Consider the following 16,011-nt stretch of genomic DNA (forward strand, 5'->3'; position numbering starts at 1 on the left):
TGCGGGCTCACAGCGTATGTAAGCATAAGAGATGACGCAAATGAATTGTTTTCATGGTCCTTGATTATTGACGCGCATATCTAGTATATGTACCGTCTTTCGGATACGCAGAACAACAACTTAAGATGTGTCCCAGATGATTTTCCATCTCTCGGGTTGGTCTCGGTTCATGCTAGGCCATTTCATCAGTACCGCCTCGCCTGCCTAGGTCTGGTACGGTCGAAATCCGCCAATCTTCGTGAACGAAGGCGACGCCGTCGATGTTTCAGTCGAGCAGATTGGTGTATTGCGAAATCCTGCTTTCACGTCGAATTCGTGGAGCAGGTCCCCTGCGAACGCCCCTGGTTCAGGTGGAACGCACGTCAGGCGTGACGACACCACAAGAGTGACGACACCTTCACAAGTCGATTTTTCAGTTTCATAACTTCGGAGTACAAACTTTATTAGAATATCACGAAAGGTGATCACCGTCGCATAGAACGTTCTGCATGGCATCGTGTTCTCAGCAATGAACGCATGGGATTCGACGCTTAAAAAATATCGTATGACAAATACGCACTAAAGGAATGGAGACAGAAATTATGTTGAAAGGCTGTCGGATTCGGGCCGTGAAGCTGGGCGTGGCAGGTGCATGTGTTGTTGGGGCTGTCCAGTGCGCGCACGCACAGAGCAGTGTCACTTTATATGGTGTCCTTGACGCATCCATTCTTTACACGAACAAATCGGTGAATTCGAAAACCGGTGGCAACGGGGGGAGTCTCGTCGCCCTCACCGACGCCGGCCAGCAAGCTACCCGGTTCGGCATGCGTGGTGTCGAAGATCTGGGTGGAGGCATGAAGGCGCTCTTCGTACTCGAAAGTGGGTTCAGCATTGCCAATGGATCGTTCAGCAACGGAAACCGCAATCTATTTGGGCGCCAAGCCTATGTTGGCCTCAGCAGCGACTATGGGACTTTGACAGCTGGTCTTCAGTACTCGCCCTTCAATAAAGCGAGCTACTACACCGAGCCGGCGAATACCTCGTTCTTTGCAGCCACGCCGATCATCGGGACGGATCTAACTGGGGTTACTGGCGAGTTCAATCAGAACGCCCTCGTCTATACGAGTCCGGAGGTTTTCGGGCTGCAAGGCAGCGTGATGCTGGCAATGGGTGGTCAGGCGGGGGATTTTCAGGCGGGACGCCAATATTCCGGGAGTCTCGTTTACAACTTCAAGTCGCTGACATTAATGGCCGGATTTTACAGCGGTAACCCAGGTGGCCCGCAAGCTACAGTCTTGCCGAGCACAGTGTCGTTCGTTGGACGTGAATTGGGCGCCAGTTACAAATTCGGCAGCTTGACTGTCAGAGCCAATTTCAGCACTTACAACGTCCAGAACTCCTACAACGCGTATGTCTATTCTGCCGGACTGATGTATTCGATTACGCCAGCAGTGATTCTCGATGGTGCCGTGTACGAAATTCGGGATGAGAACAATCCTAATAATCATGCGCTGCTGCTTTCATCGAGTGTTCAATATCTGCTCTCCAAGGCAACGAGTGTGTATGGGCAAATTGGCAGTGTGACCAATCACGGCACCATGAGATTTGGGATCTCGGTAAACAACGGCTTGACTGAACCTCTTGGCACGACGCTAGGGGTCGGCATCGGAATCCGGCATACGTTTTGACCACACGAAGCACATTGGCTGCACCCCGACGGAGCTCGAGGTTGGCACGGCGCAGGAAGTTTGCGCCGTGACTCGGGGCACCTCGCACGGTGTGCAGTGTCAACTGCAACGCAGCGCTATCTGTTAAAGAACTTAAGTAAGGAAGGACCATGACCAAAATGCAGACTGTTACGCACCATGCCGCCATGTTCGCACTGGCCGCTCTTGTTTGCTTCAGTAGACCGGCGCTCGCCCAATCTGGCGGGACGAGCAACCTTCGAGCCACCAATACAGATCAAGCGCAGGCTGCAAACCCGCCGGTGCCGGCCAGTAGTCCCACGAAAGCAGAGCTCAGAGCGAAACGCAAAACGGAACGTCACCAGACACGGGTCGCCAAAAACGCCGAATTGAAGCGGCTCGAGGATGCCGGATACCAACCGGGGCAATACGACCCTAACTACCCTGCGAACCTTCAGAATGCCGAGAAACCTGCAGTTGGAAAGTAGTGAACTAAATGAAGCGAGCAGCAACTGCGCACGTGCAGCGACGGCAGAGGAGCAGCCCGCTGCGCAGCGCGACCGACTCGATGCCCCGAGGTATTGTCACGTTGTTGGCGATGGCCAGATCAACGAAAAGAACAACGGGTTGTGGCGAACGCTGGATCAGCAGGGCCCGGACTTCATGCGCCGGCGCAAAGTCGGCACAACAGGCACGCAGCCAAGCGGCTCACCCGCAAGCTGCTCGGGAACCTCAGCTGGGCTCCTGCACTCATCACCGACAAACTCACAAGCTACGGCGCGAGCTTGGTGACATCGAAATGCTGAGGTAATTCATCGTGGCCGGTTGCTCCACGCCGTCGATCGTCCGTAAGGCCTGAATTCATACCGATCCGGATCGTCCAGATGCGGGATGCAGTTGAACGACACCGGATCGAATGCGTTAACGTTAAAGAAATATCGCGAGATGCTGCTGTTGATGATCTGAAATATGTCCAGAGCCACAATCTCTCCTGTTTCACGAGCGGATCGTAGCTTCACTCGATGAGCAGCGCCGAGCATAGCTGCCGCACCTTCATTTCGAAAATTTATTCGGCGAATCGAATTGCATTCATCGCGTGAATATAAAGATGTTCCGACCGACGGTCAGGTAGCCGCGTCGGCACGTTCAGACCGGCTAAGCAGGGAAGTTCCCTCGACAGGACTGGCGTCGCTTTATGCTCAGGCTTATTTATAATTGCAACCTATCAAGGATTCCTATATAAACATATTTCTTTGTTGACACGATTGATTTGCTTCGAAAAATCCGATAACGTCCCCCTGTACCTAAGGAGGTAGCATCATGATCGATCCCATTAAAAGTTTCTCCGATATGCTTCGCAAGACCTTGGGCGAGCATCTGAACCCCGACGCCGAAACATTCATTCAGATGTTTGCCGAGAATGGCGTGATGGAGTTTCCCTTCGCTTTGCCCAATGTTGTTCAACGCGTCGAAGGCCGCGAAGCCCTTTCAGCTCGCATCAGTTTTCTTTCCGGCCTGATCGAGTTCAACAGTGTGTCCGAGGTGGTCAAACATGAAACAAGCAACCCTGAGGTTTTTATCGTCGAATTCTCGGGCTCCGGGAAGGGCCTGGCAACGGGCGAACCCTTTGAGCAGCGCTATATCTCGGTGATCCGAGTACGCAACGGCCAGATCGTTCATTATAAGGATTACTGGAACCCGGTTGCATTTCTCCGAGCAATGAGAGGCAGCAAGTTCGTGGAATCGCTTGCGCCACAATGAAGGCAACCTACCGAAAGACTTGAAGCAAAAAGATGCCGGGTGCGCCCAATCAACTGGAGCGTATTTCCGGCGCGTGCAACGGCGCGCAGGCATACTCGAAGACCGGGACAACCAGGTTTGGCGTGCGGAGTTCGAGGGCGCGTCGAAAACCCATCGCAAGCGTTCACCAATGGGACCACGCGGCGATACTTAATGCGCCACCCGAGAATCTGTTGCATTCAATTTCATCGAAAGGCAATGTGTTGCGAGTCGCGTGACAAACAGGATCAGGCTTTCCCACAGGCCGCCTCTCCTACCTTCGTCGATGAGATCACTTGCCCGACCCGATAGTCGACCTGGTAACGAGCCGTCCTTATGTTTCCCAATTCATGGCGCACGCGTATGTGCTCCGGGTGGGTGGCATACGCGGCCAATGCATCTTGCGATTCAAACTCCGTCACCAACACCACATCGCATGCGTAGTCAACGCCACTGGTATCAAGGCCGACCTCGAGAAAGACCATTCCGGGAATGTTTCCACGAAGTTCCTCGAAGCTCTTCTTCACAATTTGCGCTGCCGCCAGACGCTCAGCCCGGGAGTAGCCCGTGACACGCCACATCACAATATGTCTAATCATCGTGCTCTCACCAGTTGAATTTATGGGAAGTCGAAATCGACAATACGGAGCCGCCAAAACGACCGGGACCTGATCCAAAGGTTTGTCGATGATGGACGTTAGTATCGATGTGGTAGCGCGCCCTCGAATGCGGCCTGCAGCAACGCGCGGATTCCCGCGTAGTCGATCTCACGAGGATTCCAGTATGGACTAGCGCAAGCGATTCGGGCTGCGCGATCCAGATCCCCGCCTTTCATGCCGATCTTCTTTAGCGCGACCGGTGCCCCGTTCGCGCGTGCCAGTTCGTATAGACCGATCGCCGCGTTGTCGCACCCAATTGCTCGCGCGATCCGCTTCATTGCTTCCGGCGCGGCATCCGCGTTATAGGCAAGCACATGGGGCAACACGATAGTATGAGTAGCAGCATGAGGTAGTTCGAAGCTTCCCCCTAGCGTATGGCATAGCTTGTGATGCAGCGCCATTCCGACGCTGCCGAGTGCGATGCCACACAGCCACGCACCGTACTGTGCGTCGGATCTTGCCGCGACGTTGTCCGGTTGCAGGGTGACTTTCGGCAGTGCGCGCGCCAGCGCTGCGATACCCTCCTCGGCCAGCAGACTGATGACCGGGCTTGCCTCACGCGCATACAGTGCCTCAGCAGCGTGCGCGATCGCGTTGATGCCACTCGACAATGATAGCTGCGCCGGCAATGTCAGCGTCAGTTCGGAGTCGTAGATGACCGTCCTCGGCAGCACTCGCGAATCGGTTCCCGTTCGCTTCACGCCGCCTTCGGTAATGCCGTAAATCGGTGTCATTTCGCTACCGGCGTAGGTTGTAGGGATGGCGAGAATCGGCAGGTCCGACTTGAGTGCTATGGCCTTGCCGAGCCCAATCGCAGAGCCCCCGCCAATCGCGATCGCGCAATCTGCCCGCTGGTCATGTGCAAGCTCGCGCGCCTCGCGTACCAGTTCAACCGGCACGTGCATCACCGCACGCGCGAAAACCGCAACGGCCCGTGACCCGAGGCGGTCCGCGAGTGCGTCGCCAACCGCTCGCTGTTCCGGGCTGCACAGGACCAAGGCTCGCTCTGCGTTCATGTTTAGCACTTCGCGTTCGAGATGTTGCAGACTTCCTGCACCGAACACGACACGCGCAGCGTGAGCCGAGTACACAAAATCGGTAATGGACATGTCAAGCCTTCCGTCTTGATGACGTTGCCAGTACAACGGGATGGTCTGGTTGGGGCAACCCGACGCAGATATCGCCGGATGCAGGTGTCACAGGCAGCCACAGTGAGCGGGATTTGTTGAAAGTTTCTCCTCCTGCGAGCCGCCTTGCGAAACGCGAGTTCATGCCATGTTGCCCAAGGGATTAAGAACGAAGTCGTAATCGAGCGTGTAGAACTCAGTGGTCGACACCGAACCGTCCGGCATGACACCTGCCCCATGTTTGATCCAATCGGTAATCAGGGTCGAGCGCACACCGAATACTGGGTCGGAGTCCAGATATGGGTCATCGTTGCGGAACACGTGCGTAATCAATGGCTCATAACCCTGCGCCCTGATCCAGAAATGTAGATGTGCAGGTCGCCATGGAGGACGGCCGAGCGTAGCGAGCATACGACCCACAGGCCCGTCATGCGGAACGGAATAAGGCTCGGCAAGAATCGAACGGAAATTAAAACTGCCATCGGCCCGAGTGTGTAGTCGACCGCGCGCGCGGTGAGTCACGTCGCCCAAGGCATCGGGCACCTTTTGCACATCATAGAAGCCGTCTTCGTCCGACTGCCATATGTCGAGCGATGCGCCTGCAACCGGCCCACCGCTCAGGCCACGCACGGTTCCGCTCACGAAGCACGGCACCCCAGGCGCACCGTTCGATATGTCATCCCCATTGTCGAATTCAGGTGCACCTGCGACGTAGAATGGTCCAAGTACGGTCGCCTCTGTGCAGGCTGCAGGCTTACGATTGTTTTGAGCCGTCACTAGCATCGACAACCCGAGCGTGTCGGACAGCAGCACGAACTCCTGGCGATTGTCGTTCGTCATGGCTCCGACCTCGGTGAGAAACTGAATCGCATTGAACCACTCGTCCTCGGTCAGCTTCACTTCGCTGGCAAACGCATGCAGATGTTGAACGAGGCCCTTCATCACAGAAAGAAGGCGCTCACTGGCACAGTTGCTCATCGAAGCCAAGACAGCCTGTGTAACGGTTTCATGATTTATATTTCGCATTCCTACTCCTTCGTCTATCGCCATTCGGCTAGGCAGATTGCGGCGTGTTCGCGTAGCGACCAGCCAAGCCCACCTCTATCTACCTAAGCCCACGCCGATTCACTCAACTGAACCGGCCACAAAGCGCAGACCTATTTGCTCGTCCGCCCGATCCCACGCTTCGGTCATAGCCGCACCGTTGACATTAGCGTTTCAACGCACGAGCTGACGGCCTCAGTCGCGACTGCCCCCTCTGCAAGCAAAGGTTTTTTTGCACTTCGCACCGTGGTTTCTCCCGGTAGCGCCAAGTCCTACCGTCGATCCAGCTTGAACAACTTGGCGGCATTCGTCCGCCCGATCTTCAAACGGTCTGCTTCGCTTATGCTGGTGGCATCGAACCAGTTCGCTGCATGGTCAACGTTCTCGAACGGCCAATCAGTAGAGAACAGAATACGGTCCGAACCAATTTCAAGGATGGCATCAATAAGCGACTGAGTTCGGAAATTTCCCGATGTTGTGAGATAGAAGTTATTTTGAAAATATTCGCAAAACTTCCTTTTAGCCGGATAGTTTTTCGGCGCGTCCACCCACGCATTGCGATTGTCGATCCGCCACATGCTATAAGGCAGGCCCTCCCCCATATGGCCCAATATGATCTTCAAGCCGGGGTAGCGATCAAACACTCCGCTGGCCATTAGCCGCAAGGCGTGGACAGCGGTTTCCTGACCGAACGCCCAGGTCGGACCCAAAAGCCACGGATGTCCATCGTAAATCTGTGCCCAGCTCGAAATGGGGTTCCGGGGATGCAGGTAGAAAGGTGCATCCAGTCGTTCCGCCGCCGCCCAGAACGGATCGTACTGCGGTGCATCGTAGTAGACCACGTTCTCCGGCGTGCCAACCTGGGAAAAACCATTGACCAGAGCCCCTTTAAACTCCAGTCGAGTCATGCAGCGCTCCAGTTCCTCGATGGCCATCTCCGGATCCTGCATCGGCAGCGCCGCAAAAGCCTGGAAGCGGTCGGGGCGTTTTGCCACCTGCTCCGCCAGTTCGTCATTGGCACGAATCGCAAGCTCACGCGCCTTGCGCGGATCGGGAATCGCCTGCACAGCGGGTGCGTTCAGCGACAGGATCATCATCTCCATACCGTTCTTGTCCATCTGTCTCAGGCGGTCATCCTGTATGTCGAGCAAACGGTTGCTGAGTTCGCTCCAACAGTCGTTCGGCAAGTATCCAGCCGAGTCCTGCAACGTCTCGCGAATTGCGAAGTGTTCTTCGAGACCGATTTTCCCATTCATAATGAAGTTCCTCTGCGGAAAAATTCCCTATTTCAATCCAGGCTGACACGGCGCGAGCTTTCGCGTGCCCATAAAAGATGCCACGCGATAGATGCTGGCACCAGTGCGGCGAACTCTTTGCCGAACTGAGGCGATAGCGTTGTAGGTACAGTTCGGCAAAGCCCTATCAGATCTGATGCGTGAATTCCCCGATTCCTTCTATCCAGAGCCGCACACTTTCACCTGACTGGAGAAAGCGTCTGCGCCCCATCCCGACACCCGCGGGTGTGCCGGTCAGAATCAAATCCCCCGGATACAACGTTCGATGTGCGGACAAAGTCTCAATCTGCTCGGCGACGCTGAAGATAAGCTGACTCGAATTCGAGTCCTGCATGAGTTCGTCCCCCACCCAGAGCCTCATGGACAAGTTGTGCGCGTTCGGCAGAAACCTGGTGGGCACGATCCACGGTCCAATGGGACATGCGCCATCGAAACACTTTTGACCGATCCAGTCGAAAAAGAACGGAGAGCTCGGATCCTGCTTGTCTCGCTTCATATAATCTCTGGCGGAGAGATCATTAGCGATCGTGTAGCCAGCAACATATTCAAGTGCCTCAGCTGCAGACACGTTACGAGCGATTTTTCCAATAACGGCTGCAAGTTCGATTTCCCAGTCCAGCCACTGAATGTCAACTGGCACGGCAACCACCGTATTGGGGCCAACGATGGAACCACGAGAAGTCTTCAGGAAATGCCAGGGTGTGTCTCCGCGTTCCTTCGCTGTTGGTCCGACCGGGAGCCCCTGTGCCTTTTGCATCTCTGCAACGTGGTCGATGTAGTTGGCACCTGCACAATAAATAGCACCGGGATATAGAATGGGCGCGAGCAACTTGACGTCGTCAAGTGGGATGCCTTGGCCGGGCAACGTGTCGACAAGCCCAGCAATGACAGCTTGAGCTTCTGCCCAGTCATTGAGCATGTCGATTATGGAGTGCCATTCGCGTCGCCCAGTCACGTCAACCAGATCATAGACAAATTGGTTGACAAGCAGCCCCGCGCGCGGCAGTCCGCGGTGCTCGTAAGTTAGGAGATAGTAGGTCATAACTTTGACACGTTAGAGTTTTAATAAATGCTTTTTTAAAAGCAAAACTAAACGTTGGATACAGCGTTACCCTCGTCGTCATATCGATCACCAAAATCGAACATGTCGTCGTGCTGAGTACCGTCGTAGTGTTGAATCTCCCACCAGTTATGGTCGAGATCCTCGAGATAGAATCCGTACGCACCGTGTTGCTTGAGCACGTCCGTTATTTGACCAATCTGGTAGGTATCTTTTAGTTGGTGGGCAGCGTCCCAGATTCTCTTTACTTCTTCTTCACTACCGACCTCGACTCCCCAATGATTGTCCAGCTTGCCCGGTTTCAATGACGATCCTACTTCGAGGCATACGATGTGGAATTTCATACCACAGCGCACGACCATGGCCGGTTTGCCGTGTCGAACACACTGCAATCCGAGGAATTCCTCATAGAATCGGCGCGACTCCTTGAGACTACGACACTCCAAGGTACCGTGCGACATATACTCCGGCCGTACGACCGAGTTCGGATTGCCGGGGACTGACAGAAGATTTTTGATCCTCATTTGGATTCCTTAAACTGAAGAGAGAGGAAGCGTGGTGACGTCATTCACTCCGGCTAGCTCGGCTGCGGTCACAAAGGAGTCAGCGAAGAATTCCCGCTCAGGTAATCCCCCCGACTGAACGAAATCTCGCCGCGCCGCGTCAACCATCACGGGTGCCCCGCACGCGTACACCTGGAAGTTCGCCAGGTCAGGGATATCGTCCATGACGGCCTGGTGGACAAGACCGGTACGCCCTTGCCAGCGATCTTCCGGCGAGGCGTCGGACAGTACTGGCACATAGTCGAAATTTGGCAGCGCCTCCTTCCAGCCCTGCACAATCTCGTCGATATAAAGATCGCCTCGCTTTCGGCAACCCCAATACAGCTTCATCGGACGGTTCAGATTGCGCTGCTGCGCGTACTCGACGATTGCCTTGATAGGCGCGAGCCCCGTTCCACTGGCAACGAGAATAATGGGCGTGTCTGATTCCTCACGCAGATAGAAGCTTCCCAATGGTCCGTAAAACTGCAGGATCGATCCCTCCATTGACGTGGAGAACACTCTATCCGTGAAGAGGCCACCCGGAATATGCCTGATGTGCAACTCCAGATCGATGACGCCTTCCGCACGTGGCGCATTCGCGATGGAATAGCTACGCGTCTTCCCATCAGGCAACAGGACGTCGATAAACTGCCCAGGGGCGAAGCGCAAATGTTCGTTTAGCGGAAGGCGCAACTCAACAATCGCGATGTCGGGCGCAGCGTGAGTAATCCGCTTGACGCGGCACGGCACGCGCCGCGGCTTGATGCGCTCCAAATCGACTTCTTCGATTTGTATGACAAGGTCGCTTAAAGGCTTTGCCTTGCAAAGCAACGCACAGCCTGCCGCCTTCTGCTCCTCGGTCAGGTAGAACGGGTGAGCGTTGCCGAAATCGACTTTACCCTCCACGACCCGCCCCATGCAGGTCCGGCACGTTCCGGCCCTACAGTTATAGGGCAATGTAATTCCAGCTTCGAGACCTGAATCGAGTAGCGTTTTCTCTTGTGCGCCCTGGTACGAACGACCGCTAGGATCGAGTGTGATTTTGAATGTCATAAGGTACGGCTCGCGTGGATAGCCAGTCGGACAGACTGCTGTTGAACTGATTGAATGGATCGGGCGATGTGGTTTGCCATCGCAACTACGGTGCGTCATTCGATATCAACGAGCAGCATCGTGCCGGAGGATCTAACGTGATCGGAGCCGAATGAATATAGGCTGCGGCAGCATGCCTAGCCGAGTCGCCGGTGGTCATAGGTGTCTCCTGATTGACTGTGATAGCGTCGCGGTTGCTGCCCCGCATGACTTCATGATCCTAGATATGCAGACTCGAGCAAAGATGTCTTTATGGGAACAGTGTTCCCATTCATGGAACGATTAAAGAGGTCAGCTACGCCGGTCGAAGCCGGATTCGTCTCGGCCCTTCAAGGGTTGGGTAAGCCCCAATGCCCGCGAATTAACGATAAGCTAGGATAGGCAAGTCCAGCCGCACGCCGGCTTGGGTAGAAAAAGGCTAATTTATGCCCCTCCCCGGACCGCGTCCAAAACCCGAAGCCTTTTTCCCGGACAGTTCGATCTCTTACGCGTCGACAACGAAGCCCAGCACGCCAAGTAGAGCACTGTCATTCTGATGAAGTGAGCCGAGCATATGAGTCCAGAGTTGCTACGGGACGTCGCCGTTTTCGTTGAGGTCGCAAAGGTCCAGAGCTTTTCGAAAGCGTCGATCGCACTGAACTTGCCCAAGTCGACCGTTTCCAGACGTATCGCAGACTTTGAGCATCAAGCAGGCTTGCGTCTGTTCACGCGTTCGGCACGAAAGGTCGCGCTGACCCAGGAGGGCGAGACTTTCTATCAGGAATGTCGGCGACTGGTGGAAGGCGCAAACGCTGCCTATGAGCAACTGCTGAGCGCGAAGCATCGACCGCACGGCTTGCTAAGGGTCGCCGCAACGCTAGACTTCGGATTACGGATGATTGCCGGACTGCCGAACCTTTGTGCGCAGTACCCCGATCTTCGTCTCCAGTTCGATTTCACTACTCGAAAAGTGGATCCGTTCGTTGATAGTTTCGACGTTGCGATCTACATTGGTGTGCCGCCTGACTCAAGCCTCACCGCGCGAAAACTCGCAAATCTTGCGCGTGGGATCTACGCGGCGCCATGTTACCTGCAGGCACATGCGCCCATTGTCAAACCGGCGGATATATCACTGCATCATCAGTGCATACTCCAAACCAGAACGCATGATGTCGGTGTGCAGACGACATGGTGCCTCACAAATGGCGCGGAGCATCGGGATGTGGAAGTTCGTGGCGCGCTATCGCTCAACAGCATCAGCGTCATAAGGCAGCTGGCAATAGGAGGAGCGGGTCTCGCATTGTTGCCACACAGTATGTGTGTGGACGACGTCAAATCAGGACGGCTTGCGCGCGTTTTAACGGAGTGGAACGCATCGGCCATCCCGATTTATGCACTAACCCCGAGTAGAGTTATGCCAGCGAAGACGCGCGTGTTTCTTGATTTCGTGGCAAGCATTTTTGAACCATCTCAGACCTCCTAGCTGGCTGACCGAAACGGAGGTCCTTATCTTGGCCCCGGGTTTCGCATTTGGTAACCGCTGTCCTGGGCGATCAGTGTCAGGCGCGTCTCGGTTGTGTTAGCGATCGCATAACCTACAACTTTGAGCGACCATGCATCGAAGATGAGGGTCGAGAAAAAGAAGCGGCTGCCAAGCGGAATATAGGTCAGATCGGCGACCCAGAGCTGATCCGGCACCGACGGATTGAAAGCCCTGAACAGGTCGCATAGACTGGCAGATCATGGCTGCTGTCAGTTGTTGCGGCACACCGGGCGGGGCCGGTCTGAGGCCGAACACGCATCCGACGCCTGATGAGCTGATCGCATACTGCAAAGAACGGATGCACGCGACAAATGAATCCGCGCATCGGAGTCACGCGCGTCGGCGTATGCCGCGTTTTGCGAGTTAGACGCCTTCGACTCCGCACCCCTAGCGTCCGCTCTCTACGAGCACATGTTCTTTAGCTAGATAGGTGCGTAGGCCGTGGCGTTGTCCAATTCGCGGATGATCGCGACGGCACGGTACAACGAACGTCTCCGTATCGAGTTTGATGCGGTGCACGGAACCGAGATTGGCAAATGTACCTCAATCCCTCCGTCGAGCACGCCAGTGTGCAGTTCTGATCCAATTGCGTGCCGATCATGCTGCACTGTGGCGCCATTGACCGACGATGTGTGCTCAGTCACGTGCTGCATGACTGCGGCAGTACGACCGATTCAAGCGTGTTAAGTACGCCGAGCGTGATGCGCTTGACGTTCGACTCGACGTTAAACTGCCGTGTTTGGCGAATCGTGCATTCAAGCGTTCGAAGGCACTCACGCAAGCGCGTGAGCACCGCACGCGTAAACGGTGTTTAGCTCATAGCGTTGCCGTTCAGCTCGAATAGACGATCACCGAGCAACTCGTGGAGCCGGTTCAACGCGTGGCTAGCCGCTGATTACCTTAGACAGCTGTTCCGCTACGCGCGGGATCCGCCCCTGCGTGTAAATGCGATCGAGCAAGACAAATGGATCAAGTCTGTCCGGAAGATGTGGATTAAGTGCGCAATAACAATGTGAGGTCGTAGCCAGGTTACTTCGTACGCCGCTATCATTGATGATCTCAAGCCGCTAGACGTAACGACGCCGTTCAATGCCGAAAACACGCAGCGTCATAAAAGCTCGGATCGCCAAGGGTCCGAGGGGACCTCGCTATGACTAGTAAGTCCGTATAGTACGTACGGGGAGCAAGGGCGCGCCAACTCGCCCCTCCATCGCCATCGCCATCGCCATCGCGAGTCCTAGCGGCTGAATTCGCGTCCTGGCGATTACTTCCCGTCAAACATAGAACGCGATCTATAAATAGAGTATAGTTCATTTCATCGGGTTCCAGGTGCAATGTGGACTCAGGTGCGAAGAAAATGGTGGCTCGAGCGTTGGAGCTATCGTACAGCGCGTGGCGCTTAGGCGAGCCGCGCACGGCTAGCTTTCCGACGCACCGCTCCGGGCCGCCGCTCGCCGCACAACCATCACAAGAAAATTTCATGAACAGCATAACCACTCCTTCCACCGCAGACGGCAAACCGCTCGGCCTTCGGGAGCGTAACAAGCTCGAGAAAGTTGTTCGGATACGGGAAGCGGCCCGATCGTTGTTCCGCGAAAAGGGCTATGACGAAACAACGATCCGTGAGGTGGCCGACACTGCCGGCGTCAGTCTCGGCACGCTTTTCTCGTATGCGCACGACAAGCGGGACCTGCTGTTTCTGGTCGTGTCCGATTCGCTCGAACGGAAGAACGCGGACGTCTTTGAAGCGATTCCGGCAGGAAAGCCGCTGCTGGACCAGCTGCTGTTTGTGTTTCGTGGTTTCTACGAGTTCTTCGGCGCGGAGCCCCAACTGTCGCGACTGGTGTTGCGCGAGATGGTGTTCTTCTCGGAAGGCCCGCATGCAACCCGCCTGCAAAATGATCGTGCGGTCATGCTGGAGCAGTTTGGGCGAATGGTAAAGGACGCGCAGAAGCGTGGCGAACTGCGAACTTTTTCCGGCAGTAAGGGGCATCGCAAAATCGGCGATCTGATCTTCGCCATTTATGCAGCTCATGTGCGGGACTGGCTGCGCGAGCCGGTCGAACCTTTGGAAGACGGCTTGCGCGACCTGCGCTATTCGCTGAATTTATTGTTCGAAGGCATCGTTGCGCGATAAACTCGACGCAGCGTACCAAGCACTGTAGGAAGCGATGGGCTTGCAGCCCATCTTTCGTTGATCGTGATTCGCACAACGAAATGTCAAGCTGATAGTTCGGAAGTCGATGGATTCGAGGCGAGTCATCTGGATCCTTCAGTGCGAGCTTGTTCATTTACGCTGCCTCGTCATTGTGGTTGTGACGACGCAGCCACCCGCCCGATCGGCTAGCCTCCGTTCAATCACCGCCAGCAGTCGGATCATTGCCAGGGGACGGAATCCGCCCGGGCACTGGGGCGGTCGGAAGCGCTCCCCGCACGGCAGTTTGTTACTGCAGCTATCAGAGACCATTCGCCCGCAATTCCCGAGTGCGCAGGTCACGCCTCCGCCAGCGCCACGACAAATAAGTGAAAGCCGCCCAGCGCCACGGCCGTAGTAACTCTGACAGACCCATCCCACATCGCAGAATCCACGCCAAAATCGTGACGCCTTTCCCGCCAACACTTTTTATTTCTACGATCAACGCTGCTCCAATGGCCGGTTAGCGGCGAGCTCTGAATGAACGCGACGTGATCGACCTGAACCGTCCATCCTTCGGACGAACCACGCGACACCGAAAGCGCCAGCCGATTGCGGGCTCTCCCGCCTTCGGGCCACGGCGCCGACGGAGCAAGGTCATAAAGCGCCTCGCAATCGTCGCCACCGAAATTGGCCACATCGATCCATTCCGGCTCGATTTCCGCTGCGCGAAGCTGACGCTCCAGATGCGCGACAACCTCGCCTACCGTCTTGTCCGACGTGTCAAATCTGCCATAGACCGCGTGAGCGGGCTGTTGCGGAGCCGCGAGTGTTACCCGTTGCATTTTTTGTCTCCAGAAATGCGAAAAGCCACCCATTGGGCGGCTAAGTGCGTGGTGCGCTTTGGCGGACTAGCTGGGAAGTTATGCAATCACTGCATGAACTGGCACCAGCAAGCAAAAAGCCGCTCGATTGGGCGGCTTAGCGATTGCGGCAAATGAAATGCCGGAAAATTTCAGTGCGGCGTGCGCGGATGGGCACGCCGCGAAAGGCCAATTTTGCGCAGATTGTTCTCGACGATCAGTCCAAGACCGGCGATGGCCACGGCGACGCCGAGGGCAAAAAAGCTAAAACCCATGATCACACTCCTTTCGTGAGACGTAATCCTACGTAAAAGGTTACCACAAAGGCGATGCACAAATTGAGCTCGCTCAAGACATCACCAGAGGTCCAGAATCTTGTGGAATGCCACAAGCCGATAGCACCAACCAGCGACGCAACCGCCAGCGCATGGAGGAACCGACCAAGCTGCTGAGCCTGGTCACTGGTCGGCGCGACTATCGGCTGACTGATCCTCCGCCAAAGGCCCGACTGTTCCGCCTCTTCGACGGCGCCGGCCGGCGCCACGGAAAACCGACCGTGGTCGTTCAGGGCGAGAGTTCGCCACTGGTCGTTGATAAACGCCGAGATCACCGCGTCTTCACCCGGTGCGCACGACGCGCGAACAATCGAGGCGAGGTGCTCGGAGACGGCAATCTCGTCCAAGTCGGCATTGAGCGCACCCCGAAACGACAGGTTCAGGCCCGAAGGACATTCAACGAAGATATCGATAATCTCCATCTCGCCGCCTACGGCTTTTCGAGGTTGAGTCCGGCCGCAAGACGCAGCGCGCCGAGCAGCGCGTCGTACTCTTCGCGGTTATCGAGTTGCGCGAGCGGCACATCATTGTCGCCACCGCCCGCCATGTCCTTGCGACCCCGCCGCGTACGAAAACATACGGCAACGGGCCGGTTCACGGGCATGTTAGTCACATCCAGCATGAGGCTGGGTGTACGCAATGACACGCGGCATCCGCAACCGCGGCGTGCAGGCTCACTGACGATCTCGTGCTCATCGCCGCGAAGCCGAAGATCGCGCGCGACTTTATGCAAGATCGCTTTCGCGCAGTTCTGAACGGCAGCATCGGCAAGCACACCGGCACTGCGCCGATCCGCATAAAAAATCTGAGGAATTTTCAACATGGTAGACACCTGAAAGCGACGCGGCATGCCTCCGTTTCCGGAGCGCATGCCGCGCGAGTAGAAGGCGCC

17 protein-coding genes are annotated in these 16,011 nt (G+C 55.8%); 5 read left to right on the plus strand and 12 right to left on the minus strand.

The window, feature by feature from the left end; all coding sequences use genetic code 11:
• Window positions 1-581: 581 nt before the first annotated feature.
• From HHL24_RS26805 to HHL24_RS26815, 3 genes are all read left to right on the plus strand, one after another.
• Window positions 582-1,667 (plus strand): porin, encoded by a 1,086-nt coding sequence (locus HHL24_RS26805; RefSeq protein ID WP_169488447.1) that lies wholly within the window; start codon window positions 582-584, stop codon window positions 1,665-1,667.
• A 149-nt stretch (window positions 1,668-1,816) separates the two neighbouring features.
• Window positions 1,817-2,152 (plus strand): hypothetical protein, encoded by a 336-nt coding sequence (locus HHL24_RS26810; protein ID WP_230417581.1) that lies wholly within the window; start codon window positions 1,817-1,819, stop codon window positions 2,150-2,152.
• An 832-nt stretch (window positions 2,153-2,984) separates the two neighbouring features.
• On the plus strand, window positions 2,985-3,425 hold the full coding sequence (locus HHL24_RS26815; protein WP_206003037.1) for a nuclear transport factor 2 family protein: 441 nt from the start codon (window positions 2,985-2,987) through the stop codon (window positions 3,423-3,425).
• A gap of 266 nt (window positions 3,426-3,691) precedes the next feature.
• Here HHL24_RS26815 and HHL24_RS26820 read toward each other — a convergent pair whose 3' ends face one another.
• The 7 genes from HHL24_RS26820 to HHL24_RS26850 form a co-directional block, all read right to left on the minus strand.
• Window positions 3,692-4,042 carry a Dabb family protein gene (locus tag HHL24_RS26820; protein ID WP_169488367.1) on the minus strand — a complete coding sequence of 117 codons (351 nt, stop codon included), beginning with the start codon at window positions 4,040-4,042 and terminating at the stop codon, window positions 3,692-3,694.
• Between the two features lie 98 nt (window positions 4,043-4,140).
• The gene (locus HHL24_RS26825; protein WP_169488368.1) at window positions 4,141-5,211 is read right to left on the minus strand and encodes a maleylacetate reductase; all 1,071 of its coding nucleotides are present in this window, start codon (window positions 5,209-5,211) and stop codon (window positions 4,141-4,143) included.
• A 159-nt stretch (window positions 5,212-5,370) separates the two neighbouring features.
• Window positions 5,371-6,255, minus strand: coding sequence for a dioxygenase family protein (locus tag HHL24_RS26830; protein WP_169488369.1), 885 nt, complete (start codon window positions 6,253-6,255; stop codon window positions 5,371-5,373).
• Between the two features lie 290 nt (window positions 6,256-6,545).
• On the minus strand, window positions 6,546-7,529 hold the full coding sequence (locus tag HHL24_RS26835; RefSeq protein WP_169488370.1) for an amidohydrolase family protein: 984 nt from the start codon (window positions 7,527-7,529) through the stop codon (window positions 6,546-6,548).
• A 166-nt stretch (window positions 7,530-7,695) separates the two neighbouring features.
• Window positions 7,696-8,610 carry a fumarylacetoacetate hydrolase family protein gene (locus tag HHL24_RS26840; RefSeq protein ID WP_169488371.1) on the minus strand — a complete coding sequence of 305 codons (915 nt, stop codon included), beginning with the start codon at window positions 8,608-8,610 and terminating at the stop codon, window positions 7,696-7,698.
• Window positions 8,611-8,657: 47 nt separating this feature from the next.
• Window positions 8,658-9,152 (minus strand): VOC family protein, encoded by a 495-nt coding sequence (locus HHL24_RS26845; protein WP_230417582.1) that lies wholly within the window; start codon window positions 9,150-9,152, stop codon window positions 8,658-8,660.
• A 9-nt stretch (window positions 9,153-9,161) separates the two neighbouring features.
• Entirely contained in the window at window positions 9,162-10,226 is a 1,065-nt protein-coding gene (locus HHL24_RS26850; RefSeq protein ID WP_169488372.1) for a CDP-6-deoxy-delta-3,4-glucoseen reductase, read from the minus strand.
• Window positions 10,227-10,818: 592 nt separating this feature from the next.
• Here HHL24_RS26850 and HHL24_RS26855 point away from each other — a divergent pair.
• The gene (locus HHL24_RS26855; protein WP_169488373.1) at window positions 10,819-11,727 is read left to right on the plus strand and encodes a LysR family transcriptional regulator; all 909 of its coding nucleotides are present in this window, start codon (window positions 10,819-10,821) and stop codon (window positions 11,725-11,727) included.
• 23 nt (window positions 11,728-11,750) lie between these two features.
• Here the strand turns inward: HHL24_RS26855 and HHL24_RS26860 are convergent, their stop codons facing one another.
• Complete coding sequence (locus HHL24_RS26860) at window positions 11,751-11,942, minus strand: hypothetical protein (RefSeq protein WP_169488374.1); 192 nt, start codon at window positions 11,940-11,942, stop codon at window positions 11,751-11,753.
• 1,181 nt (window positions 11,943-13,123) lie between these two features.
• Between HHL24_RS26860 and HHL24_RS26865 the strand changes: the two genes are divergently transcribed.
• Window positions 13,124-13,924 (plus strand): TetR/AcrR family transcriptional regulator, encoded by an 801-nt coding sequence (locus HHL24_RS26865; RefSeq protein ID WP_169488375.1) that lies wholly within the window; start codon window positions 13,124-13,126, stop codon window positions 13,922-13,924.
• A gap of 356 nt (window positions 13,925-14,280) precedes the next feature.
• On the opposite strand, the gene HHL24_RS26870 is transcribed toward HHL24_RS26865, so the two are convergent.
• The 4 genes from HHL24_RS26870 to HHL24_RS26880 all read right to left on the minus strand — a co-directional run bounded on the left by HHL24_RS26870 (window position 14,281) and on the right by HHL24_RS26880 (window position 15,942).
• Complete coding sequence (locus tag HHL24_RS26870) at window positions 14,281-14,799, minus strand: hypothetical protein (protein ID WP_169488376.1); 519 nt, start codon at window positions 14,797-14,799, stop codon at window positions 14,281-14,283.
• A gap of 137 nt (window positions 14,800-14,936) precedes the next feature.
• Window positions 14,937-15,059 (minus strand): hypothetical protein, encoded by a 123-nt coding sequence (locus tag HHL24_RS44635; RefSeq protein WP_268966742.1) that lies wholly within the window; start codon window positions 15,057-15,059, stop codon window positions 14,937-14,939.
• A gap of 2 nt (window positions 15,060-15,061) precedes the next feature.
• Entirely contained in the window at window positions 15,062-15,541 is a 480-nt protein-coding gene (locus HHL24_RS26875; RefSeq protein WP_169488377.1) for a hypothetical protein, read from the minus strand.
• Between the two features lie 8 nt (window positions 15,542-15,549).
• Window positions 15,550-15,942, minus strand: a complete 393-nt coding sequence (locus HHL24_RS26880) for a hypothetical protein (RefSeq protein WP_169488378.1) — start codon at window positions 15,940-15,942, stop codon at window positions 15,550-15,552.
• Window positions 15,943-16,011: the final 69 nt, after the last annotated feature.

The organism is Paraburkholderia polaris (assembly GCF_012927345.1).
Taxonomy (GTDB): Bacteria; Pseudomonadota; Gammaproteobacteria; order Burkholderiales; family Burkholderiaceae; genus Paraburkholderia; species Paraburkholderia polaris.